Origin of the sequence: Microcoleus sp. PH2017_05_CCC_O_A (assembly GCF_020738785.1) — a bacterium.
In the GTDB taxonomy this organism is placed as follows: Bacteria; Cyanobacteriota; Cyanobacteriia; order Cyanobacteriales; family Microcoleaceae; genus Microcoleus.
On record NZ_JAEQCB010000046.1, the window covers coordinates 36,507 to 58,701 of the forward strand.

General features: G+C 44.3%; 25 protein-coding genes. 16 read left to right on the forward strand and 9 right to left on the reverse strand.

All coding sequences use genetic code 11. The annotated features are described in order from the left end of the window. Window positions 1–57 precede the first annotated feature (57 nt). Complete coding sequence (locus tag JGK20_RS12510; RefSeq protein ID WP_293189306.1) at window positions 58–1,332, forward strand: ribulose bisphosphate carboxylase small subunit; 1,275 nt, start codon at window positions 58–60, stop codon at window positions 1,330–1,332. A 170-nt stretch (window positions 1,333–1,502) separates the two neighbouring features. Here the strand turns inward: JGK20_RS12510 and rbsK are convergent, their stop codons facing one another. After that, the gene (gene rbsK / locus JGK20_RS12515; protein ID WP_293230633.1) at window positions 1,503–2,438 is read right to left on the reverse strand and encodes a ribokinase; all 936 of its coding nucleotides are present in this window, start codon (window positions 2,436–2,438) and stop codon (window positions 1,503–1,505) included. Window positions 2,439–2,504: 66 nt separating this feature from the next. On the opposite strand from rbsK, the gene JGK20_RS12520 reads away from it, so the two are divergent. The 4 genes from JGK20_RS12520 to JGK20_RS12535 all read left to right on the forward strand — a co-directional run bounded on the left by JGK20_RS12520 (window position 2,505) and on the right by JGK20_RS12535 (window position 5,254). After that, window positions 2,505–2,690: a hypothetical protein gene (locus JGK20_RS12520; protein WP_293230635.1), complete on the forward strand. Its 186-nt coding sequence runs from the start codon at window positions 2,505–2,507 to the stop codon at window positions 2,688–2,690. A 45-nt stretch (window positions 2,691–2,735) separates the two neighbouring features. Continuing rightward, window positions 2,736–3,380 carry a response regulator transcription factor NblR gene (nblR, locus tag JGK20_RS12525; protein ID WP_293230638.1) on the forward strand — a complete coding sequence of 215 codons (645 nt, stop codon included), beginning with the start codon at window positions 2,736–2,738 and terminating at the stop codon, window positions 3,378–3,380. Between the two features lie 229 nt (window positions 3,381–3,609). Next, a complete protein-coding gene (locus JGK20_RS12530; RefSeq protein WP_293174386.1) occupies window positions 3,610–4,125 on the forward strand; it encodes a DUF192 domain-containing protein in 516 nt (171 codons plus the stop codon). Window positions 4,126–5,038: 913 nt separating this feature from the next. Next, complete coding sequence (locus tag JGK20_RS12535; protein WP_293144219.1) at window positions 5,039–5,254, forward strand: DUF2949 domain-containing protein; 216 nt, start codon at window positions 5,039–5,041, stop codon at window positions 5,252–5,254. Window positions 5,255–5,309: 55 nt separating this feature from the next. On the opposite strand, the gene JGK20_RS12540 is transcribed toward JGK20_RS12535, so the two are convergent. Further along, on the reverse strand, window positions 5,310–6,467 hold the full coding sequence (locus tag JGK20_RS12540; RefSeq protein ID WP_293174268.1) for an alanine--glyoxylate aminotransferase family protein: 1,158 nt from the start codon (window positions 6,465–6,467) through the stop codon (window positions 5,310–5,312). Between the two features lie 73 nt (window positions 6,468–6,540). Beyond that, window positions 6,541–6,786, reverse strand: coding sequence for a DUF5340 domain-containing protein (locus tag JGK20_RS12545; RefSeq protein WP_293144225.1), 246 nt, complete (start codon window positions 6,784–6,786; stop codon window positions 6,541–6,543). Between JGK20_RS12545 and JGK20_RS12550 the strand changes: the two genes are divergently transcribed. Further along, the gene (locus JGK20_RS12550) at window positions 6,785–7,042 is read left to right on the forward strand and encodes a hypothetical protein (protein WP_293174266.1); all 258 of its coding nucleotides are present in this window, start codon (window positions 6,785–6,787) and stop codon (window positions 7,040–7,042) included. The genes JGK20_RS12545 and JGK20_RS12550 overlap by 2 nt on opposite strands. A gap of 478 nt (window positions 7,043–7,520) precedes the next feature. Here JGK20_RS12550 and trpC read toward each other — a convergent pair whose 3' ends face one another. Next, entirely contained in the window at window positions 7,521–8,438 is a 918-nt protein-coding gene (gene trpC / locus JGK20_RS12555) for an indole-3-glycerol phosphate synthase TrpC (protein ID WP_293204703.1), read from the reverse strand. 86 nt (window positions 8,439–8,524) lie between these two features. Here trpC and JGK20_RS12560 point away from each other — a divergent pair, with 86 nt between their 5' ends. Both JGK20_RS12560 and JGK20_RS12565 read left to right on the forward strand, forming a co-directional pair. Further along, window positions 8,525–8,944 carry an element excision factor XisH family protein gene (locus JGK20_RS12560; RefSeq protein ID WP_293230641.1) on the forward strand — a complete coding sequence of 140 codons (420 nt, stop codon included), beginning with the start codon at window positions 8,525–8,527 and terminating at the stop codon, window positions 8,942–8,944. Next, window positions 8,929–9,333 (forward strand): XisI protein, encoded by a 405-nt coding sequence (locus JGK20_RS12565; RefSeq protein WP_293230644.1) that lies wholly within the window; start codon window positions 8,929–8,931, stop codon window positions 9,331–9,333. The genes JGK20_RS12560 and JGK20_RS12565 overlap by 16 nt, the downstream gene beginning before the upstream one ends. 2 nt (window positions 9,334–9,335) lie before the next feature. On the opposite strand, the gene JGK20_RS12570 is transcribed toward JGK20_RS12565, so the two are convergent. Both JGK20_RS12570 and JGK20_RS12575 read right to left on the reverse strand, forming a co-directional pair. After that, window positions 9,336–9,608 carry a type II toxin-antitoxin system Phd/YefM family antitoxin gene (locus JGK20_RS12570; protein WP_293230647.1) on the reverse strand — a complete coding sequence of 91 codons (273 nt, stop codon included), beginning with the start codon at window positions 9,606–9,608 and terminating at the stop codon, window positions 9,336–9,338. A 28-nt stretch (window positions 9,609–9,636) separates the two neighbouring features. Beyond that, window positions 9,637–11,103, reverse strand: a complete 1,467-nt coding sequence (locus tag JGK20_RS12575) for an NB-ARC domain-containing protein (RefSeq protein WP_293230650.1) — start codon at window positions 11,101–11,103, stop codon at window positions 9,637–9,639. 364 nt (window positions 11,104–11,467) lie between these two features. Between JGK20_RS12575 and JGK20_RS12580 the strand changes: the two genes are divergently transcribed. Continuing rightward, window positions 11,468–13,972, forward strand: coding sequence for a hypothetical protein (locus tag JGK20_RS12580; protein ID WP_293230653.1), 2,505 nt, complete (start codon window positions 11,468–11,470; stop codon window positions 13,970–13,972). A gap of 121 nt (window positions 13,973–14,093) precedes the next feature. On the opposite strand, the gene JGK20_RS12585 is transcribed toward JGK20_RS12580, so the two are convergent. Continuing rightward, on the reverse strand, window positions 14,094–14,258 hold the full coding sequence (locus JGK20_RS12585) for a hypothetical protein (RefSeq protein ID WP_293230656.1): 165 nt from the start codon (window positions 14,256–14,258) through the stop codon (window positions 14,094–14,096). 70 nt (window positions 14,259–14,328) lie between these two features. Here JGK20_RS12585 and JGK20_RS12590 point away from each other — a divergent pair, with 70 nt between their 5' ends. The 4 genes from JGK20_RS12590 to JGK20_RS12605 all read left to right on the forward strand — a co-directional run bounded on the left by JGK20_RS12590 (window position 14,329) and on the right by JGK20_RS12605 (window position 15,814). Continuing rightward, window positions 14,329–14,670, forward strand: a complete 342-nt coding sequence (locus JGK20_RS12590; protein ID WP_293230658.1) for a type II toxin-antitoxin system RelE/ParE family toxin — start codon at window positions 14,329–14,331, stop codon at window positions 14,668–14,670. Between the two features lie 22 nt (window positions 14,671–14,692). Continuing rightward, on the forward strand, window positions 14,693–15,013 hold the full coding sequence (locus JGK20_RS12595) for a helix-turn-helix domain-containing protein (protein WP_293230660.1): 321 nt from the start codon (window positions 14,693–14,695) through the stop codon (window positions 15,011–15,013). A gap of 88 nt (window positions 15,014–15,101) precedes the next feature. Further along, a complete protein-coding gene (locus JGK20_RS12600) occupies window positions 15,102–15,428 on the forward strand; it encodes a nucleotidyltransferase domain-containing protein (protein ID WP_293230663.1) in 327 nt (108 codons plus the stop codon). Next, on the forward strand, window positions 15,425–15,814 hold the full coding sequence (locus JGK20_RS12605; RefSeq protein ID WP_293230666.1) for a HEPN domain-containing protein: 390 nt from the start codon (window positions 15,425–15,427) through the stop codon (window positions 15,812–15,814). Before JGK20_RS12600 ends, JGK20_RS12605 begins: the two co-directional genes overlap by 4 nt. Window positions 15,815–16,000: 186 nt before the next feature. Here JGK20_RS12605 and lpdA read toward each other — a convergent pair whose 3' ends face one another. Beyond that, window positions 16,001–17,440, reverse strand: a complete 1,440-nt coding sequence (lpdA, locus tag JGK20_RS12610; protein ID WP_293230669.1) for a dihydrolipoyl dehydrogenase — start codon at window positions 17,438–17,440, stop codon at window positions 16,001–16,003. Window positions 17,441–18,010: 570 nt separating this feature from the next. On the opposite strand from lpdA, the gene JGK20_RS12615 reads away from it, so the two are divergent. Continuing rightward, the gene (locus JGK20_RS12615; protein ID WP_293174248.1) at window positions 18,011–18,301 is read left to right on the forward strand and encodes a hypothetical protein; all 291 of its coding nucleotides are present in this window, start codon (window positions 18,011–18,013) and stop codon (window positions 18,299–18,301) included. A 115-nt stretch (window positions 18,302–18,416) separates the two neighbouring features. Here the strand turns inward: JGK20_RS12615 and JGK20_RS12620 are convergent, their stop codons facing one another. Continuing rightward, on the reverse strand, window positions 18,417–18,719 hold the full coding sequence (locus tag JGK20_RS12620; RefSeq protein ID WP_293189336.1) for a hypothetical protein: 303 nt from the start codon (window positions 18,717–18,719) through the stop codon (window positions 18,417–18,419). 56 nt (window positions 18,720–18,775) lie between these two features. Here JGK20_RS12620 and JGK20_RS12625 point away from each other — a divergent pair, with 56 nt between their 5' ends. After that, complete coding sequence (locus JGK20_RS12625; RefSeq protein ID WP_293174244.1) at window positions 18,776–19,891, forward strand: ATP-binding protein; 1,116 nt, start codon at window positions 18,776–18,778, stop codon at window positions 19,889–19,891. 766 nt (window positions 19,892–20,657) lie between these two features. After that, window positions 20,658–22,184, forward strand: a complete 1,527-nt coding sequence (locus JGK20_RS12630) for an AAA family ATPase (RefSeq protein WP_293210404.1) — start codon at window positions 20,658–20,660, stop codon at window positions 22,182–22,184. The last annotated feature ends 11 nt before the right edge of the window (window positions 22,185–22,195 follow it).

Sequence of the window (22,195 nt, forward strand, 5' to 3'; positions counted from 1 at the left end):
TTAATTTTGTCATAAAATTGTAACAGTAACAGCAATAAATCCCTCACAAATCTACTGATGAGTTATTACATTTCTCCTAACTTTCTCGATAAAGTTGCGGTGCACGTCACTAAGAACTTTTTAAATTTGCCTGGGGTAAGAGTTCCCCTAATTTTGGGAATTCACGGCCGCAAAGGAGAAGGTAAAACATTTCAAGCCGAACTGGTTTTTCGGCGAATGGGCTTTGAACCGGTGATGATATCTGGTGGAGAATTAGAAAGTCCCGATGCCGGAGATCCGGCGCGTTTAATTCGTTTGCGCTACCGCGAAGCTGCGGAGCAAATTCGAGTGCGGGGCGAGATGTGTGCAATTTTTATTAACGATTTGGATGCCGGTGCTGGCAGGTTCGATACTACGACTCAATATACTGTAAATACTCAGATGGTCAATGCCACTCTGATGAATATTGCGGACAATCCCACTAACGTGCAGTTACCGGGAAGTTATGACAGCACGCCACTGCACCGAGTGCCGATTATTGTCACCGGAAATGACTTTGCTACGCTTTACGCGCCGCTGATTCGCGACGGGCGGATGGAAAAGTTTTATTGGGAACCCAGCCGGGATGATAAAATTGGGATTGTCAGCGGAATTTTTGAGTCTGACAATTTGTCACAAACCGAGATAGTGGGTTTGGTAGATAATTTTGCAGATCAGGCGATCGACTTTTTTAGCGCTTTGCGATCGCGCATTTACGACGAACAAATCCGCGAATTCATCCACAAGATAGGAATCGAGCAAGTTTCCAAGCGTTTAGTCAACACTCTGGAAGCACAGCCAGATTTCCCGAACCCTAATTTCAGCCTCGCTCATTTATTAGAAATGGGTAGTTCAATGGTTGGTCAACAAAAGCGGGTACAGGAAATGCGCTTGGTAGATGAATACAACCAATCACGGCTGTTTAACGTTCCTGGAACTGTCAATGTCCCGGCTGTGGCGCCAACACAAAATCAACAAAACGACCCCTCATCGAAATATTATAAGGCTTATGTCGAGCCAACTTCAACTATTAGTAACAGTAAATCTGCGCGGCTGAGCGGCGAGGTATTGGAACAAGTGCAACAGTTATTAGCAAGGGGCTGCAAAATAGGGATGGAATATGCAGACAATCGCCGATTTAAAACAGGTTCCTGGCAAAGTTGTGCGACAATTAAAACGGCACAGGAAAAAGATGTGGTTGCATCGTTAGAAACTTGCTTGGCGGAACACGGCGGGGAATACGTGCGGCTGATTGGTATCGATCCAAAAGTCAAGCGCCGGGTAGTTGAAACAATTATTCAGCGGCCACAGTAGGCTGTGCTTCGGGGCACCTTACAAATTCAAGAAGACTGGGCGGTTGAAACCGCGTCTATACAAGCAAAACCCGCCTCCGCGGGTTGAAGAGTGGGCAGTTAAAATTATGTTATCCTCTTCAGTCCGCGAAGGCGGACATCGTTTGTGTAGATGCGGTTTCAACCGCCGTCTTATCTAAATTCTGCTGCTAAATTATGCTGCAAAAATTTATCAAAAGTTGTGCGATCGGGCATAGCAACCTGAGCACCCACCTTAGTTGCACACAGAGCACCCGCTGCACAGCCCCACACCACCGCCTCTGACAGCGATCGCCCGCCATCTAACGCCGCAGCCAACCCACCGTTAAAAGCGTCGCCAGCAGCCACTGTGTCGATCGCCCTCACAGCAAAAGCAGGCACAAAAAAGCTCTCGTCCGCAGTCACAGCAACCGCCCCGCGATCGCCCAATTTGACAATAACATTCTCGACACCGCGCTGCTGCAACTGTTTAGCTGCGCGAATCGCCGTTTCTGTGTCATTCACTCCAAAACCGACTAACTGGCCAGCTTCCACTTCATTCGGTGTGATAATGTCAATTAGGGGATAAAGGTCGATCGGCAAATCCCCCGCAGCCGGTGCCGGATCGAGAATCACTCGCACCCCCAATTCACGGGCGACTTTCGCAGCTTTTTGAACAAATTTCAGCGGAATTTCTAACTGTAACAGCAAAGATGTAGCTTCAGACAACACTTTTTTAAGACGTTCTATATCTGCATCACCAACATTATTATTTGCACCCGGAATCACAATAATATTATTTTGACCGCTATCGTCTACGGCAATAATTGCCACACCTGAATGAGTGCTTTTATCTATTAATACATTTTCTGTATTCAAACCATAGGATTGTAAACTTGTCAATAATTCTTCAGCAAATTTATCGTTGCCCACACGCCCGATCAGGTGAGTCGAAGTTCCAAGACGCGACGCTGCTACGGCTTGATTTGCTCCTTTACCGCCGCCGGCAGTGAAAAAATTGCTACCGATGATAGTTTCCCCAGGTTGCGGCAATCTGGGAGTTTTTGCTGCGAGGTCAATGTTGATACTGCCAAATACAATGAGGCTCATGGATTGTTGAATTGGGTAATTGGTAATTAGGTTTGTAGTGAGGACTTCAGTCCTCTGAGTTTAATATTGAATTTGGGCATTGGGAATTGGGAATTGGGAATTGGGAATTGGGAATTGGTAATTGGGAATTGGGAATTGGGAATTGGGAATTGGGAATTGGTAATTGGGAATTGTCATTGGGAATTGTCATTGGCTTATCTTGCTTATTTCATGATTTTTCCATCTAACTGTCAACTGACAACTGTCAACTGACAACTGTCAACTGTCAACTGTCAACTGTCAACTGTCCCCTGAGACGTGCTAGAACTGGTATGGTCTAAATCGGTCAATGTAAAATCCTCCGGCTACGAACCAGTAATAGCTTCTAGTATCGCCACAGGCCAACATTTAGCCCATAAATTGCAGCCAGCTTTGATTGTAATCGATCGCATACTTGGCCCTGAATCGGGGCTGTCGCTGTGTTCTCACCTCCGAAGTGGTGGCAATCGGGCGCCAGTGCTATTATTGATCGGTCGCGATACAGTGGACGATCGCGTGGCTTGTCTGGAAGCTGGCGCAGATGATTATTTTCTCAAACCTTACCGCACTGAGGAGTTTATGCAGTTGGTGCGCTTGTATTTGCAGCCGGATAACACCAGCAGCGAACAACTGAGGTTTGGTGATTTAGTTTTGGATTTGGCGTCTAGGCGAGCTCTACGCAACGGACGGGCGATCGACCTGACGATGAAGGAATTTGAACTGCTAAAGTATTTGATGGAACATCCCCGCGACGTTTTGACTCGCGAACAAATTCTAGAGAATGTTTGGGGTTACGACTTTTTGGGTGAGTCGAATGTGATTGAGGTTTACATCCGCTATCTGCGTCTCAAAATTGAAGATGAGGGCGAGAAGCGCTTGATTCAGACTGTGCGCGGTGTTGGTTACGTGATGCGCGAAGCTTGAAGTCAGTTGACAGTTGACAGTTGTCAGTTGACAGTTGTCAGTTGACAGTTGTCAGTTGACAGTTGTCAGTTGACAGTTGTCAGTTGACAGTTGACAGTTGTCAGTTGACAGTTGTCAGTTGACAGTTGTTAAAAAGTCCCATTCCAATTACCAATTCCCAATTCCCAATTACCAATTACCCATTACCAATTACCCATTACCAATTCCCCATTCCCAATCTAAAATCTTTATGAGTTATTTAACTAATTTCCTAAATATTGGGGTAATTATATTTTTGCTTGGATGTTCGCCGGCTTTACCTGTCGCAAATTCTGGTGTTACTGGTACTTTGGCGTCGCAGTCTCCGACGGCGACAACATCCGGTCAAGTTTTGCCTGTTTCTGCTAGAGCTCGGATAGCCGATCGCCAGATCGAACTTGAAGTCGCCAAAACATCCGAACAACAGGCTATGGGTTTAATGTACAGAACTTCTTTGGCCGATGACAGAGGAATGCTGTTTGAGTTTAAACCCGCGCGCTGGGTCAATTTTTGGATGAAAAATTGCAAGATTTCTCTGGATATGATTTTTCTGCGGGATGGAGTCGTGACAGCCATCGCAGCAGAGGCACCTCCTTGTACAGCCGATCCTTGTCCCACCTACGGGCCCGATACTGCTGTCGATCGAGTAATCGAGATCCGGGGTGGCCGGGCTGCTGAACTTGGTGTCAAAGTGGGAGATCGGATTGAAATCGAGTTTTTCCAGTAACACTTCGGACATTTTCAGGGCTTACACATGGGGCTAGAAACCCGGTTTCTAGGTGTATTTCTGGTTCCCAGTCGCAAAATTTAGTAGAAACCCGGTTTCTGAAGTCACTCCCCCTCTCCCCCTCTCTCCCCTCTCCCCCTCTCTCCCCTCTCCCTTTCCCGCTGAGTTCGGCTTCGAGAAAACCTCAAAAAATTAATAAACTTTACAAAACTTGATAATATCTGTTAAAGTATTAATGTAAGATACAGCACAAAGACCAAAAGATTTGCTACGATGTCAATCTGAGTTCGTCTGGGCTTGAGCTTGTTTGCAGAAGCTGTAGATTGTTAGTTCCAGGTATGAGAGGAGTCAGCGACTCGTTACCAATCCTGAGAGACGATGCTTAGCCGATCGGGCTCCTGGCACGAAAAGAAATTCTCTGGAACTTCTGGCGCCAAACCTGAATCTACTAAACCTGTCGGAAGTAAGATGCTACAAGCCAAATTAAGTGGCAAAGTTAACTTAAGGTAGCAAGGTCGGCTGCGATCGACATATCTGACCAAATATTGCCGAAGTAGATTTGCGGATTCTGCACTTTCGCAGATGAAGTTAAACTCTGAACAACAGTGCAATTAGTTTAGGTAGCAGAATTTCTTCAGATTCGCGTTGCACAATACCGAGGTATTCAGTTTAAGTTCGATCGCGCTCAACAGGCGATCGGGCAGACAGCAGCAAAAGTGCAAAACCTTTCACTTCTGGGGAAAGGTTGGCTTTAGAGTCACACTCAGCAGTAAATTTGGGATTTTCCACAACCGCTAATACTGTTTTAACAGCTATCGACGGCCAAGAGACAGATTTAAAACTGGCTTATTACTAATCAAAAACATCAGGTTCGCATCAGAAAATGGTGTCCTATACATGGAGACAAAATCACATGGCACCCGCTACATACACTAGATTAATTCGATTTTTACAAGAAGATTTGGCAATCTCTCCCGCGTCCATCGCTGTCGCCGAACGTGTTGGCGGTGACGAAAAACGGCAGCGAGATCGAGACCCTAATTCCTTGCCGATGGTTCTGTGGCAGTACGGTTTAGTCACTCTGGAACAATTGGATAAAATCTTTGATTGGTTATCCCAAGCCTATTAAAAGGATTTTAGATTTGAGATAAAACCCAAAATCCAAAATCCTTTAATAACTAAGATTAAGATCCAGCTAACTCTTTCGCAGCAGCGGCGATACCGGCACCAGGAAGGCAGCCTTCATGACCCAATTCTTGCAACACGACTTCCAAAGCGGAAATTGCTGCTAGAATATCGCGATCGCACACAAAGCCCAAATGACCGATGCGGAAGATTTTACCTTTCAAATGGTCTTGTCCGTCGGCGAGAGCAATATCAAACTTCTTTCTCATCAAAGTTCGCACTTTTTGAGCATCTACAGACGCAGGCGGCATAACTGCGGTAATGGCAGGACTGGCGGCATCATCAGCAGCAAATAATGGCAAACCCAAAGCTTTTACAGCGGCGCGAGTAGTTGTCATCAAGCGCTTGTGTCTGGCGAAAACGTTTTCCAATCCTTCGCCTTTCATTATTTGCAGCGATGCTTGCAGCGCAAAAAACATATTGACTGGCGGAGTAAAAGGAGTCGTATTTTTGGCAGCGTCTTTGCTATATTTACCCAAATCTAAATAATAGCGGGGCAGTGTGGCAGTTTTGTAAGCTTTCCAAGCCTTAGGACTAACGGCTACAAAACCCAAACCCGGGGGAATCATGTAAGCTTTCTGAGAACCAGAAGCAATCACATCTAGCCCCCAAGCTTCCATTGGCACGCTGACAGCACCTAAACTGGTGACAGCATCAACCATAATTAAAGCTTCGCCGTGGGCTTTGACGTGGCGGTTGATGGTTTCGAGATCATTCAGGACACCGGTAGAGGTTTCTGAGTGAGTGACGATGACAGCTTTGATTTGCTTCTCAGTATCTGCTTCGAGTTTTTCGCGGAAGTCTTCGGGGTTCAAAGGTTGACCCCACTCAGCTTTGACGATTTCGGCATTTAAACCGTAAGCTTGTGCGACTTCAGCCCAGCGTTCGCCAAATTTACCATTGCATCCGACTAAAACTCGATCGCCCGCACTCAAGAAATTAATTATCCCAGCTTCCATCGCGCCGGTACCGGAAACCGTCAAACTCAGTACGTCGCCGCTGGTTTGGTGCAGCCATTTGAGATTTTCGGTACATTCGGCAAAAATCGCGTCAAATTCCTTGCTGCGGTGGCCCATCGGGTGTTTTGCCATTGCTAGCAAAGCCGCTTCCGGCACCGGTGTAGGGCCGGGAATCATCAGCATTAACTTGTTGTCCATTATGTCGTCCTAACTTTTTCGATGGGAGTTCTACAGAATAAATCAAATACGATCGGTTGGTACTCTAAGTTTTTTAACTTTTAATGCCAGTATGGTTAGTTTCATTTAAAGACCAACGGTATTCTACTGCCAAGTTCGATCGCTCGCAGCTTTGTTCTAATTGCTTTTGAATGGCAAGGGCTTTACGCAGGGTAATAATAAGTTGGTGAACTTGTTGCTGTTGGGGCGATTGTGGACTGACAGCAAACATTGTTTTGCGTTCTAACAATTGAAGTAACAATTCATAATGAATGTACGAAGGAAGGGGAATTGGCTCCATGAAAGCTAACATACCTCAGCGAACCGATACCCCATTGCAAGTGCATGGGGCATCACAGGTGAACATTAGATGCCCGACTTCTTATTTGTTTTCTAACCTTACAAAAACCCCTGCTTTGCCGATCGAATATTCGGGGCTGGGTGCGTTGGTAACGCTAAATTTTGCGATCGACTGGCGACAGCGAATAGATTTAATTGCTTTCTGGCAAAATATTTCTCTGCAATATAGCTTTGAGTGCTATTTTTTTTGCAGTTAGGCGCTTGAGTCGATGCAGGCTAGAATTTCTGATTATTTACCTACTCAATCATTTTTTATCAGAATTCGGGGGTGTTTTTGAACTAACCCCACCGATGAATCGGGGGGATTCGTGCGATTCCAATAAAGGTTTCACACAGGCGTGTTCAATGCGCCGCTACCCACTCAGTCTAGATTACTCTAAACTTTGCGTATACTTTTATGCTTCTATCGCTTGGAAAGTCCATCACTCTGCCAGGTTGGTACGCTCGACATCCTGCCATTATTTGCCCTTTAACTGTTCCGAATCGAAGTCGGATATGTCCGTTGCCTGGATTTCTCAGTACTAGGATGTTTCGTCGCGTAGATGGTTGCTCCTACTCGCTTGAATCTATTGTACCACGGCGGCTAAAGCCGTGCAACCCCTTCTAGGCGGTTGAAACCGCTACCGACTTATCCCCATGTCTCGCATCGAGGGGCCCGGCGGGCTCGTTCTTTGGTCAAGCAGTCTCGCCTTTGGTGATGGGCGGATGTGTCTTGGCAAGGGAGGCTAAAGCAGCACCCGGATCTGGCTGCTTGACTAGGGATTCGCCGATGAGGACGGCTTGGACTCCGGCGCTGGCAACTTGGGTGAGGTCGTCGGCTGTATGGATTCCTGACTCGCTGACGGTGAGGATGTTTTTTCCTTGAATTTCGGTTTGGCGATCGGCTAATAGTTGGCTGGTGGTTTCTAGACTGACGGAAAAGTCTTCTAGGTTGCGGTTGTTGATGCCGATTAGGTTGACTCCTTCTAGGGTTAATACTCGATCGAGTTCTTCGAGAGTGTGAACTTCTATTAAGGCCGTCATGCCCAAAGTCTTGACAATTTTCACAAAGTATTGTAGGTCTTTGTCAGATAAGATAGCTGCGATTAACAATACAGCATCGGCACCGCTAATCCGGGCGAGATAGATTTGGTAAGGATAGATAATAAATTCTTTGCAAAGTAAGGGCAAATCGACGGCGGCACGGATTTTAGCGAGGTTGTCGAAACTGCCTTGAAAGAACTTTTCATCGGTGAGTACGGAGATGCAACTGGCGCCGTTTTCTTGGTATGCTTGGGCGATCGCAACTGGATCGAAATCTTCGCGAATTACGCCTTTGCTGGGGGAAGCTTTTTTGACTTCTGCGATGATTGCTGGTGTGGTTTTACCGTTTTTGAGTGCGCCGAGGAAGTCGCGGATCGGGGGTGCAAAGGGGAGTCTTTTGTGAAGTTCGGCTAAAGGCGTGCGATCGCGCTTTTGGGCTACTTCAACCTCTTTTTGCCAAACAATTTCTTCGAGGATGTGCCGGGGTTCGGCGTCGGGTACGGCGATTTTGTAGCTGAGGTAGAGTACGGAGACTGAGGTGCTGGGCGGACGGCGGCGGATTTGGAGCATGATAGGGGGGATAAAGGGCGATCGCAACAAGTTTCAACGTATTATATAATGGTTGCAGTAAATCCTCCTAATCTGAGTGCTAATGCGTGTCAGCTAAAGATATTTATCACGATACAGTTAAGCGTGCCCTACAAAAGGATGGGTGGACGATTACTCACGATCCATTTCCCATGCAGATTGGTCGCAAACGTTTATCTGCCGACTTGGGTGCAGAGCGTCTAATTAATGCCGAAAAAGGAACCGAAAAAATTGTTGTTGAGGTCAAGAGTTTTGTAGGGCGATCGGATGTAAGAGATTTGGAACAGGCTTTGGGACAGTACGTTCTTTACCGCCAAGTGCTGAATGAAATGCAGAGCGATAGAAAACTCTATCTTGCTATTTCTGAGGAGGTTTTTAATAGTGTATTTGCCATAGAATTAGGGGAAGTGTTATTGAAAAATCAGATAGTTAAACTGATTGTTTTTGATAAAAAGAGTGAGGCAATACTTCAATGGATACCCGATTGAGATACCAAGAAATTATCAAAACCATACTTCAGGAACACGCTAACTTCCGCAATACTATACCTGACGGCTATCAGTCTCAACTGTTATTTGATGACGATCGAGGAGGATATTTAGTTTTGGACATTGGTTGGAATGAGAACAAGTACCTACACGCTACACCAATCCACCTCGATTTAATCGGCGATACAATCTGGATTCAATATGATGATACCGAAGAAGGAGTGGCGACGGATTTACTAGCAGCAGGTGTTCCTCAAGAAGATATTGTACTCGGTTTTCGCCATCCTCAAGTGCGGCCGTATACTGAATTTGGGACGGGTTTGAGCAACAAAGATGAAGAAATTATTGCTGAATCTGCTGCTGTGGAGTCATTCTCAACTACTCGTTGACTTCAAGCGCGTAATTCTCTGACAGTCTGAGGTTTGACAATTCTGGCTTGTGCGTCTTGCAGGGCGCTTAACAGGCGATCGGCATTTTTGGGCGATCGCAGCAGGTAGACTGTCTCTATTAAGCTTGCCAATTCGTCAGCGGCAATTAAGGCTACGTTTTCGCCGTCAGAGCGGGTGATGATGATGGCATCGCGATCGTTGATGAGTTGTTCGCAGAGTTCCTCAAGATTCGCTTGAGCTTCAGTATAGGTGACTTGGGTTTGTGTGAGCGACATGGTTTTTGGCTTCCCAATACTAAGAATATTATAAGGGCGATCGAGCCTCTTGTTCTATGTTGGGGCGGGAATAGTTAGTTTTGACATATTCTTTTAGAACTGGCCCAAGGGTAAAAAATGTGCGATCGCCCTCCGGGATTTTTTCAATTAATGAACGCCGTCCCAAGGATTGCATAACTTTCAAGAATTGCGATCGAGATAATTGCATATTCTCTGGCAGTTTTGAGAGGGAAACTGGCGCAGTTTCACTCGCTAACCATGACATCACCTGTTTTTCCGACTCGGATAAGCGATTAAATGGCTGATGCAGTAAAGATTCTAGATCGCCTAAAAATACTGGATCGTCCGACAAAAATTCCGATAGGCTGCCGTTAAATAAATCTTGAATCATTGTAGCAACTATTTTTAACCACAAGGGATTGCCTCTGTATTGTTCAATTATTTCTGACCATTTTGCATCTTCAGCTAAACCTTTTTCTCTGAGAATTTCCGCCGCGCCCGCACCTAAACCATTGAGTTGTAACGATCGCACTGGCTGGTTTTTCCCTTCTAATGCGGCGATTTCTCTGGGTTTTTCCCAACTGAGCAACACTAAGCAACTGTTGTGAGATAATTCTGCTACCTGTCTGAATAGCGTGCCGTAATCTTCATATCCAGGTTGGTAATTACCAGCGAGTTGTCCGCTGCTATTTACCATTTGTACGTCATCGAGTATCAGCAGACAGCGGTATTTTTGCAAGTATTCCAGTAGGGGCAATCCCCCCGTGGTTGCCCCTTCTTCTGGGGAGGAGTTGGCGGGCACGGGGGCTGGGGCGGGCACGGGGGCACCGCCCCTACGGAAGAATTGAATTATATTTTTTTGAAGTATTGACAGGGGTGGAGATGTGGCGAGACTTCGCCAGATGACGAAATCAAATTCATGTTTGATTTGTTCGACAAGTTGGGCGGCGATCGCGGTTTTGCCAATGCCGACTATGCCGTGTATGGCGAGTAGGCGGGTGTTTTCGTGGAGAATCCACTGTTTGAGGGTGGCGAGAGAGGTGGTGCGATCGTAGAAAATGCCAGACTTAGGCATTTCAGCTAAGAATTGACGCACTTTGGGTTCAGTGTTGTTTTTGTTTAGAGGTTCTTCATGAATTGGTGAACTGGGGGCTTTTGGGGGCTGTGAACTATTTTCACAGACGTTGACGTTACCAATGTGTACACAATCTTTATTATTGAAGTTCCAGAGATTTGAGAATTTTACTTGCTCCAATCTGACTCTAAAATTTGCCTTATTGACTTCTTCGCCTAATATTTTGGAAAATAGCTGCCATAATTCTGATGCAACATCCTTGACGTGACCTTCCGTACAGTGAAACTCATCTGCTGTTTTTGAATATTTCTGACCTTGCCAAGCACTCCGAAGTATAGATTGTTGTAGAGGTTCTAAGTGTTTTCCCGTATTGGCAAAAACTAAGTCATCGGCAAAATTCAAAATTTCCTGAGCGTCCATAGGTAGGCTAGGTGTCGGATTTTTTATGATTTTATCCTACTTTTCCGACTTAATCCTACTTTGGTAGGCTGTTTCATTTCCGACTTGACTAAATTGGAATTATATTATACAAGTAAGGTAATTATGAATAATATAGGACTGACGCATAAATACCAAATAAACCGGGTTTTTTGTCAGGTTAAAGGTCAGGATGCAGTATTTTAGTGAAAAACCCGGTTTTTGCGTCTAGGACTATGACAACAACATATAAACTTTGTAGGAAAGCGAAGTGAAATATTTAAACACAGTACGAAGATTCGCAAAAATCTCGACTCTATTTTTCCTGACTGTATTCTTGACATATAGCTGTTCAGTGACGGAAAGTTTGTTTGAAAAGAAACTGGAGTTTCCCACCGCCAGATTAGAAATTAAAGTTACTAGCACACCATCTGGACAAGCTGATTTAGGTGCGGGTCAGGTTATGACCTTTGCTGAAGCAAAATCACTTAAGTCTAATGGTACAAAGATCAGGATACCTAAGTCATCAGGTAAGTCTACTTCTGTTGTCGCAGCTAAATTTGGTAATGAAATCAGGCTGCTAGACTTTGTGATTCCAGGAGAAAGCGAGCAACCTGAATTGAGCTTTGAGTCAACGGCTAGAAGTTTGGTGTTTATGAACCCTATATTTTCTAGTTTGTCTTTTGAGCAGCGTGTTTCTGTATTTAAAGCAGTTAGTAAAAATTCTAAATTTCAAGAGCTAGTGAAGCTAGTATCTCAGTCCCAGTCAATCTTAGATGAAAAAGCGATCGATCTATCTACTGACATTGCTCTGTCAGTGGCAAAATCTCTGTTTGGAAAATCTTCTAGCGTTTCTACCCCTTCAAAACCCAGTCCTACAGTAACACCAGCAAAACCAGTAACACCAGCAAAACCAAATAATTCTGCTAACCCTTTCGATAAAGTACAATTTCCAAAACCTGTGTGCGGTGACTCATTACCCACAGACACCAAAGCCTATCCTGTCAAACTGTATCCTGTTTTTGTTGATTACAACGAGAGTAACCTACAAAAAATAACATCTAAATTTTGTCAAGATGCGTTACCAATAACAAGAGAGAAAACAGGTAAGAAAGCAATACAAGTCGGCTCTTTTTTAACTGTTGACCGTGCTAATGCTTTTAAAGATTTCATGCTCAAAAACATTGGAAGTGGTGAAGTTAGCGACGACCCTACTGTAATACAATCTCAACCCACATCAAAACTTAATAGCAATTTCAAAAATCTAGTTGCTGCTGATAATTCAAAATTGGGGTTGTTTGATTGGTTAGTGCCACCAGCCAATGCTCAATCAGGAACCAACAAAATTAAATATGAGATTGCCAAGGAATTAGATAATAATTCGGTATTACTTGGTATGGATGGACCTCTAGTTTTACACGATATAAAATTGGAATCCACCTCAGATGGAATCAAGATTGCTGGGACTACTCCAGTCGCCCTACAGGTTTTAGTTCTTCCTGCTGGGAAATTTCCCTCCTTTAAAAATGTCACTTCTGAAGATTACAAAAATGGTGGCAGCCGTGAATCAGATATCGTTGCCGAAGAAATAATTTTATCCACTGACATAAACTTACCCGTCATAGACAACCAATTACCGAGTGAACCATTTAGTGAGCTTCTCAAGCCCAAAACAGGGAGTTGGAAACCTGGTACTTACGATGTAATTATGTCGCCCGGTGCTAAGTACGAAAGAAACGGCAAGTATGAATTTGGAGCTTATGGTTGGAATAGTGGGGTAGCAGTGATAAATGCTTTTGCGGCGGTAGATACCGTTCTCGATCTTAATCAATTAAAAGCAGGAGCAAACAAAATAGGGGGAAATGAAACTAAAACCCGTAAAGAAAGAATGGTTGAGATAGCTACTAAATTAAATAAAGCAAATTTACTGAGAGATGATTGTAGCAGGGACTTGATTAAGCAAAAAGAAGGTGATAATTCCTTTGTTACATTAATGAATTGTCTCGGAAAGCGAGGAAATCTACTGCAAATTGCATCGATTATATATGATGTTGACGGCGACAAAATTGTGAGTGAATTATTTGGTAAATTATTTGACTTGCAGGGTAAACAGCATGAAAGCCTTAAGAACAAAGTAGGTAAGGGAGGTAATCTCTTACTTACTTTGGGTGATGCAGGCAAAAATACTTACACCAGTTTTATGATCGGTGAAAATATGACTCGCGATATAGTCAAAGGGCCTTATATTGGGCAATTCACTGTTACAGAAATTCCACCAGATCCAGCACTTGTGGCATTATCTAGCTCGACACAGGTCACGGATTTTGAAGAGGTAGAAATTTTTTGTGGTAAAGTTCCTTCAGGAAAGTTTAATGACTTAGAATTTGGTTCGTGCCATGTACTGGGAACAATACCACTTAAAAACTATAGTAGTAATTGGTATGAAATAGTACAATCCGAAGGAGAACTAACCTTAATTCGTCCTGCTCAAGAAACTGCGATCGGAGTTACTGAAGAAAATAAAAAAGAAATGACAAAAGTTTTCTTGAGTTGCCGAACTAAGCAAGAGTGTCCTGGATTCCAAACAAAAGTTATAGCTAGACGTTATGTCGGTACTCCTTCAAGGAAAATGGTCGTTAACTGTGATAGTAAGCCAATTGTAGTCTGGAATGTAGGCTTATCACCTAGATGCACTTCTGAAGGAGGAACATATGTAGATGTAACTGCAGGAGTTCAATATCCAGTACAAATAATTCTAAACAACGGGCAAACACTCGATTTAGAACCTATTTTGTTCGGAACGGTAACCTCATCAGCCTACATTACTTCAAATGGTCGCTCAGTTGAGTTTACTATTGCACCTAAGAAGTGAGTAATACGATCGCCCGTAACACTGTATTAGAGCGATCGCACTTTACGCCGAGCGATCTGCTGGCGAAAACAACCTAGTTAGCGATGATGGCGATGATGAAATTGGCGAACTGACTCTAATTTTAGATACCAATCTCAAAGTTATTGATGAAAACTGGCTGATCGACATCGAATCTCTTTTTATTGTTGCCAAAAGTCAGCCAGATTTGCAGCATTCTGCTTAAAGTGCGATCGCGAATGTCGATCGCATCATCTAAGACAATAGGTATTTTTGATAACCTTAACAATTTTTGATAATACAAGCTAAATTACTTATATGTCTGATTTGACATATAATTAAAAAAACCTAAAATATAGATGGTAGATTCGGAAAGTAAACCCCTTGTCTGGCTTAGTGGGGAAGTAAAAACACCGCCATTTTCTGCTGATGCGCGTATTCAAGCCGGATTTCTGCTGCGAAAGCTACAGGATGGCGAAAGCCTATCCATGCCATTCTCTCGCCCTATGCCAAGCATCGGATCTCATTGTCACGAGATCCGTCTAGCCGATTCAGAGACAAGCAAGGATTGGCGCATCATTTATCGAATTGATGTAGATGCTATTATTATAGTGGATGTATTTAACAAAACCACGAACAAAACACCGGATTCTATAATTGAAAAATGTAAAAAGCGCTTGAAGCAATACGACCAAATTTAAATTGATATCAGGAAGGTATTTTATGGACACAGCTAAACGCCAACGTTTAGAAGCAGCAGGATGGACTATCGGGACAGTAGAGGAATTTCTCGGACTTTCACCAGAAGAAACAGCCTTCATAGAAATGAAACTTGCACTGAGTAAAGCCATCAAACAAAACCGGATTAGGCAACAGATGACCCAGCACGATCTTGCCCAGAAAATTAAGTCTAGCCAGTCAAGAGTTGCTAAAATGGAAGCTGGCGATCCTTCCGCTTCCCTGGATCTCCTGATTCGCACCTTGCTTACTTTCGGTGCTACACGCCAAGACATTGCTGAGGTAATTCTTAACAGTGGTTCCTGACAAATATCTCATTTTAACTGAATTAGTCAAAGTACGCGCGTGCGTAGCTATTCCCTAGGAAATCGCCCTACAATCACTTACAAAAAATATGAGTATTAACCATAAACTTAAGAACATATTGACAGAATTACGATCGCACTTCGAGCAAATCTACGACAGCCGCCTTGTCACAATGGTGCTCTACGGTTCCCAAGCGCGAGGTGACGCACATCCCGATTCAGATATAGATGTGTTAGTAGTTCTCAAAGCGCCAGTTCAAGCAGGCGAAGAAATTGATAGAACTCTTCAGATTGTAGCAGATTTGTCGCTCCAAAATGATGAAGTGATTAGCTGCCAGTTTATGAATGAAGAAAAATTCGCTAATTATCAAGGCCCTTTGCTCCGAAATATCCGTAAAGAGGGAATTTTAATATGACATCCGCTCAATTAAACTTACTCCTCAAAGCCCGTCAAAGCATTTCTGCGGCAAAGTTAATGTTAGATGGCGAATACCCGGATTATGCAGCCTCTCGCGCCTACTACACTATGTTTTATATCGCCGAAGCATTTTTAGAAGGTGAAGGGTTATCTTTTTCTAAACATTCCGCAGTCATTAGTGCCTTTGGCAGAGAATTTGCTCGTACAGGAAGAGTTCCTGTTAAGTTTCACCAATACCTCATCAGAGCTCAGGAATTGAGAAATGCTGGAGATTACGGCGAACTTGATGCCGTTACTAGCGATCAAGCCGCAGAATCGATCGCCCAAGCTGAAGAATTTCTCGAATTAGCTGAAAATTTCATTGGAATTCTACCGCCGCCCTAAAATAGAATACCTAGATACCCGACTTCTTGAAAAAGTCGGGTATCTAAAAATAGTCCTGGACGCGCGGGGCCAGAAACCGGGTTTTTTACGAAAATCTTTCGTTCTAACCCACAGATTAGGTGAAAAACCCGGTTTCTTTGGGCGCAGTGCATAAGTCCTGTCAAACAAGAACACCGCCCCTACAAATTAATGACCGCCCGCCGCCCCAGCCGCCCGTTTGAAAGCCTCATCCAACACTTCCGAAAGCGTCGGGTGCGTGTGAACTCGGAATGCTAAAGTGTTCACAGAATCCCGCTGGGCGATCGCATTTGCCGCTTCCTGAATCAAATCCGAAGCGTGCAAACCAAAAATGTGAACTCCCAACAATTCCCCAGTATCTTTCCGGTAAATCACCTTAGCCATACCGTCGGTTTCACCCTCCGCAATAGCCTTAGAATTTCCCTTAAAATAACTCTTGACAGAAGCGACCTCAAACCCTTCGGCTTTTCCTAACTCCTTCGCCGCAGGTTCATTCATTCCCACATAGCTAATTTCTGGGTGAGTAAAAGCCGCTGCTGGGATACTCAAATAGTCAACTTCGCGAGTGCGGCCACAAATATTTTCGACTGCGGCAATTCCTTGAGCAGATGCAGCGTGGGCTAACATCATTTTGCCATTAACATCGCCGATCGCCCACAAATTCGCGATCGGTTCTCCTGCTACCAAAACCTGCATCTTATCGTTAACTGGAATATAGCCGCGCATCGTTTCGACGCCAACTGTTTCTAACCCCAAATTCTTGCTGACGGGAACTCGACCAGTTGCTACCAAACAAGCGTCAACTTCTAAAATCTCGACAACTTCCTTAGTTTTGAAATCAGCTAATTCAATAATTACTGGGGAACCAGGGATAATTTTCTTAGCCAACAAACCAACTTTTGTTTCAATATCGCGCGGTGCAATTAACACTCGTTCTGCTAACTTAGCAATATCCGGGTCAAAAGTCGGCATCAATTGATCTAGAGCTTCAATCATCGTAATTTCGCAGCCGAGGGCTGTGTAAATATCCGAAAACTCCAAACCAATATAACCGCTGCCAATAATTGCGATCCACTTCGGTAGAGATTCCAATCTGACAGCATCATCGCTAGTAAATACAGTTTTGCCGTCAATTTCTATCCCCGGAGGGACGAAAGGAATTGAACCGGGGGCGAGAATAATATCCTTGGCGGTAATAGTTTTCTCGCCTTTATCGGTTTCGATCGCAATTTTTTGAGCAGCGGCAATTTTGCCCCAACCTTGGATGACATCGACGTTCAAACGTTTGAGGCTGTTTGTCAAGTCGCCGCGCAGTTTGCTAACAATAGTATTAGCGTGATTGGCGATCGCCCCTCGATCGAAATCCACACTTCCCAACTGAATACCCAAAGTCTTGAGGTGGTGTGCATTCCGCATATCCCGCACGCGCCCGGAAGCCGCCAGCAGCGCCTTGGAGGGAATGCAGCCGCGGTTGACGCAAGTCCCGCCCATGTCGCCCGCTTCGATAATTGCCACTTTCAGCCCGCAGCTAACCGCGTGTATGGCGGCCCCGTGCCCGCCCACGCCGGCGCCGATAATTGCTAAATCGTAATCAAATCCTTGAGTCACCTTAAAATCTCCTAATGCCTTTGAAATCTTAGGACTCAAGCAAAAAACACCGTCTGTCCGTCCTTTCGAGGTGGTGCGTTGCGATCGCAACCTTTGAACAGCGGTAATAGTTGCATAAGTCCTGTGTCCTTATTCTCGACTAGACTAGGGTTAATTAGACAGTAACTGAGATTTTTTTAGGGTCGATTATGTTGAGCTGGGTGTGCGCCAAGTCTCAAATCACCCTGTAGGCGGGTGTAAAGTTAAGTACAGATTGATGGCTGACAATGCGTAAGCCGTGTCAACTGAAAGTCAAATGCAGTGTCGGTCTACTGTTTGACGATAGGGCCCAGATCCCCCCTAGCCCCCCTTAAGAAGGGGGGAACAAGAGGCGATCAAAGTTCCCCTTGTCAAGCCCTTCTTAAGGGGCGGACAGGATTCTTCTCAAAGTCCCCCTTCTTAAGGGGGATTTAGGGGGATCTCGCAAGAGGATAAAAGCGAAATTTCTCAAGGATTTTAGTTGATTGAGGTTTTGATGTCTAATATCTGCACGTGCCGGTGGGCAGAGTTTCTAGGCAAGTTTTGAAGTCTATGGAGTGGCTTATGATGGATGAGGATGATTTGAAAGATTCACGCCGGGCCTCGGCTCAAGCTTTTTTTCAGTCCCTGGATGAATTGTTTGATTATATAGAAGCTTCCAACCCAGAAGCAGCACAGCCTCAGTCTCCGTCGCCTCAAGCTAAGCCTGCGAGTGAGTCTGCGAGTCCGCCGAAGAAGGCTAAAGCTAAGAAAATTAATTTGTCGGATTTTGAAGATGCGATCGCAGATTTGGAACAGTTTATCCAGAATAAGCGCCAGAATCGCCCGGAATCTAATCAATAGTGCGACACGTTTTAATTAATCATATCCGGCAAATGACGGATGATATAAGCTGGCGGACGATCGCCCTGGCTGGATTTTGCCGGAGAGTGCGATCGGGCCAGCGGTTATACTGTGGTTAGTCTTGGTCTATGGATAGGCGATTTAGGCGATCGGTGTTTTGTCGATCGAGCTTGACGAGCACAAACAGGATCTTGAGTGTTAACTCACTGGCGGTGTTAATTGTTCCTTCTGGGACTTTGCCAGCCACAAAGGAACCGATACCTACAAGATAGAGCAAAACACTGGTGATGATGAATCCACGGATTGCCAGAGAATAGGAATGAGCTTGATGCAAAATTTCTTGTTGAGGAGTGCGATCGATTGTGCTAGAATTATCGCAGGACAATAGTTGGTTAATATTTAAATGATTATTAAACATTTATCTTGCTGGAAATCTACAAGCATATTGCAGATTAACGATCGAATAAATATTATTTGCTGATAATAATTATGGGGCGATCGCTTAGAGTTTCTCCAGGGTGCATTGAACAAGTCCAATCGGCTGTAGTGATGAGGGGCTTTGCGAGTAAGGTGGATTTGGCTGAAACATTGAGATTATCCCGATCTACTGTCACGAAATTTCTGGCGGGACAACCTGTTGATTATCGAAATTTTGTTGAAATTAGCGAGAAATTGGGGTTTAAGTGGAACACCATTGCCACTCTAGAAATAACAAATCCTCAGTCACCTCAGCCTAATTCACAACAAATCTTTGAGGAAACTTCTTCGTTTATAACTGGGAATCCCATCACCCATCCGCGCTGCTTCTTTGGACGCGAGAAAGAACTCAAACGCCTATTCAATTTGCTCAAACGCCTTCCATTGCAAAATGCGGCCATTATCGGCAAAAAGCGCAGCGGTAAAACTTCTCTACTGCAATACTTAAAAAACATTACCACCACATCAATAGAACAGTTACGTCCCAATCAAAAATCTGACTGGTTGCCCAATCCAGAAAACTATCGCTGGATATTCGTAGATTTTCAAGATTCGCGACTTCAGAATCGGGAAGGGCTGCTGCGATATATTTTAGAATCCCTGAAAATGGCAGTGCCTAATCCTTGCGACTTGGATAGATTTATGGATGTAGTTAGCCGTAATTTACATCAGCCGACAGTCATCTTACTAGACGAAATTGGTGTCGGTTTACAACGCTGTCCGGAATTAGATGATGGATTTTGGGAAAGTTTGCGTTCTTTAGCAACCAACCAAACAAATGGGAATCTAGGGTTTGTTTTAGCTGCTCCTGAATCACCGATTGAATTAGCGACTAGCACCGGACATAGTTCGCCTTTTTTCAATATTTTTGGATATACTACAACTCTGGGAGCTATGACTGAAGAAGAAGCACGGGAGTTGATAGCCAGTTCGCCCATTCCTTTTCCCGATGAGGATGTCGAGTGGATTTTGAATCAAAGTGAATGCTGGCCTCTGCTGATGCAAATCCTGTGTAGAGAACGATTATTTAGTCTGGAAGATGGGGAAACAGGGGATAATTGGCATGAAGAAGGTTTGCAACAGATAAAGCTATTCGCTCATTTTAAAAAGTAAATGCCGTGAGAACTAATTTGCCTCTAAAGCTGAATCATTTACTCACCTTTTGCTACTAGATGGTGCTAGAAATAAGCTAAGCTATCGCGCAGTTAAGTTGGATAATTTTGAGGCTGAAACCGCCTCTTGCCTCTAGGGGGCTGGCAATCGGTCTTGCGGAGCCAATTTATGCAATAATTTCATTGTTAACAATAAGTCAGTCACAAGTCAGTCACAAGTCAGTCACAAGTCAGTCACAAGTCAACTTCATAAACTTTTAAGTCAGTCACGTCTAAATGTATAATACAAATATGTATTAACGAAAACAGACTGTATTCGTTTAAAGCGGTGTAATCGTGTAAAACAAAAAAGCCAAGTAAGTTGTCACCTTACTTAGCTGGTCTTGATTACAAAAAGTAGTTCAACGATTCACACTGTTGCTATTCATGCTTGTCGTCATCCTTGCCCTTGCTCCTATCCTCCATAGGCATGAGTAATTGGATGATAACGGGAAACACGACTGGATCATTAAAAGGTACGTCATTCAAGATGGCGCAAATCACCACTGCAACAATTAACAGTGGTCGATAAAAATTAGCCATTTAGCTCTCCAATTGTTCAAAAGTTTAATCAAAGCTTCTGAACGGTAGCTTAACGGTAATGTTCAGGGGGAGCGTGGGTGTCCAGAGTCTAAAGGTACTGGGCACTCTATTCTCTTTTTCCCTAACGCAAATCTAACACAGCAATTTTAGCGAGCTGCATTAATTTATTGCCAGCTCATATTTTAATGTTTTATGTATTTGCACTCATTTGTGCATTTTTACTTATATTTTTTGGATATACTAGCTATCGGCGATCGTCCGATCGGCTAACAAAGATTAAACAGGATGTACAAAGGCTAGAAATCTGTGCAGACGTAACAGCCATAAGTAACGCTCACCGCAGTATATCGATCGGCGAACCAAACAGTCAAGTCAGCACCATACTCAGTAGCTTCAGTTATATCAGCCAAGACGTAGATGCAGCCCTCAACCAGAAAAGTCCTTACAACCAGCGTTTAGCTCTCAGTTCGGTAGCAGAAAAATTAAACAATTTAATACGAGAATTCACCCGCAGCAGCGATAAATATTCTGTTCGTTTTCGCCCCATTGCTACCAATTGGTCGGAAATAGTCACCAACCATATACGAGAACTAGCAGAAGCAGTCGAACTTCGCCAAGAAATTGACAGCCCTTATATCATCGGCGTACCCCTGACAGAACAGCAGGAAATCTTCACCGGGCGTACTGATATCGGCACGCGCATCGAGCAATTACTCCTAGACCGCCGCCGCCCACCCTTGCTACTGTACGGTCAACGGCGCATGGGCAAAACTTCCCTACTCAACAACCTTGGACGCTTGCTACCGAGCAATATTATTCCCATGTTTGTAGACTTGCAAAGCCCAGTTTCATCAGCAAGTGATTCTGCTGGGTTTCTCTACAATATCGCTAGGAGTATGACAAACTCAGCGAAGCGCCAAAGCGCGTTAACTCTCCCATCTCTCGATCGCGAAACACTGCAAGATGACCCTTTCACCCGCTTTGATGAATGGCTGGACAAAGTAGAAGCAGCCCTAGCACAAAATATTGCCCTGCTTGCCTTAGATGAATTCGAGGCGCTAGATGATGCCATCAGAAAAGGACGTTTCGACGAGCAAGATGTTTTGGGAATGTTGCGTCACCTAATTCAACATCGTCCCCGATTCAAAGTAATGCTAGCTGGCAGTCATACAATAGAAGAATTTCAGCGTTGGGCCAGCTATTTAATCAATGTCCAAGTCATTCATATCAGCTATTTGAAGGAACTTGAAGCGCGTCAACTAATTGAGCAACCCGTCCAAGATTTTACCCTGCGCTACGAACCGAATGCGGTCGATCGAGTTTTGCAACTCACGCGCTGTCACCCTTTCCTAATACAACTCCTCTGCGCTGAAATTGTCGCCCTCAAAAACGAGCAAGACCCCTCTATCCGCCGACTGGCAACTTTAGCTGATATCGAAGCAGCAATCCCAGCAGCTTTAAGTGTTGGCAGTTTCGTCTTTGCCGATATTCAAAACAATCAAGTAGATGCGGCAGGATTAGCTATTTTGCAGTTTTTGGCTGCACAAGGGGAAGGGGAAATCGTGAGCCGGGAAACTATTTTGCAAGAGTTTACTGATGATTTTGATGCTGTCGGTTTGCTTCTGCAACGGGAGTTGATTGAGGAAGTTGGTGATGGTTATTGTTTTCAGGTTGAGTTGATGCGGCGCTGGTTTGCACGGGGTGTTAGATAGTACGCGATTTT

Bases quoted from the DNA above. Each gene is read 5' to 3' on its own strand.
- JGK20_RS12510 (WP_293189306.1), top strand. From the start codon at position 58: ATGAGTTATTACATTTCTCCTAACTTTCTCGATAAAGTTGCGGTGCAC.
- rbsK (WP_293230633.1), bottom strand. From the start codon at position 2,438: ATGAGCCTCATTGTATTTGGCAGTATCAACATTGACCTCGCAGCAAAA.
- JGK20_RS12530 (WP_293174386.1), top strand. From the start codon at position 3,610: ATGAGTTATTTAACTAATTTCCTAAATATTGGGGTAATTATATTTTTG.
- JGK20_RS12535 (WP_293144219.1), top strand. From the start codon at position 5,039: ATGGCACCCGCTACATACACTAGATTAATTCGATTTTTACAAGAAGAT.
- JGK20_RS12540 (WP_293174268.1), bottom strand. From the start codon at position 6,467: ATGGACAACAAGTTAATGCTGATGATTCCCGGCCCTACACCGGTGCCG.
- JGK20_RS12550 (WP_293174266.1), top strand. From the start codon at position 6,785: ATGAAAGCTAACATACCTCAGCGAACCGATACCCCATTGCAAGTGCAT.
- JGK20_RS12545 (WP_293144225.1), bottom strand. From the start codon at position 6,786: ATGGAGCCAATTCCCCTTCCTTCGTACATTCATTATGAATTGTTACTT.
- trpC (WP_293204703.1), bottom strand. From the start codon at position 8,438: ATGCTCCAAATCCGCCGCCGTCCGCCCAGCACCTCAGTCTCCGTACTC.
- JGK20_RS12565 (WP_293230644.1), top strand. From the start codon at position 8,929: ATGGATACCCGATTGAGATACCAAGAAATTATCAAAACCATACTTCAG.
- JGK20_RS12570 (WP_293230647.1), bottom strand. From the start codon at position 9,608: ATGTCGCTCACACAAACCCAAGTCACCTATACTGAAGCTCAAGCGAAT.
- JGK20_RS12575 (WP_293230650.1), bottom strand. From the start codon at position 11,103: ATGGACGCTCAGGAAATTTTGAATTTTGCCGATGACTTAGTTTTTGCC.
- JGK20_RS12590 (WP_293230658.1), top strand. From the start codon at position 14,329: ATGGTAGATTCGGAAAGTAAACCCCTTGTCTGGCTTAGTGGGGAAGTA.
- JGK20_RS12595 (WP_293230660.1), top strand. From the start codon at position 14,693: ATGGACACAGCTAAACGCCAACGTTTAGAAGCAGCAGGATGGACTATC.
- JGK20_RS12600 (WP_293230663.1), top strand. From the start codon at position 15,102: ATGAGTATTAACCATAAACTTAAGAACATATTGACAGAATTACGATCG.
- JGK20_RS12605 (WP_293230666.1), top strand. From the start codon at position 15,425: ATGACATCCGCTCAATTAAACTTACTCCTCAAAGCCCGTCAAAGCATT.
- JGK20_RS12615 (WP_293174248.1), top strand. From the start codon at position 18,011: ATGGAGTGGCTTATGATGGATGAGGATGATTTGAAAGATTCACGCCGG.
- JGK20_RS12620 (WP_293189336.1), bottom strand. From the start codon at position 18,719: ATGTTTAATAATCATTTAAATATTAACCAACTATTGTCCTGCGATAAT.
- JGK20_RS12630 (WP_293210404.1), top strand. From the start codon at position 20,658: ATGTTTTATGTATTTGCACTCATTTGTGCATTTTTACTTATATTTTTT.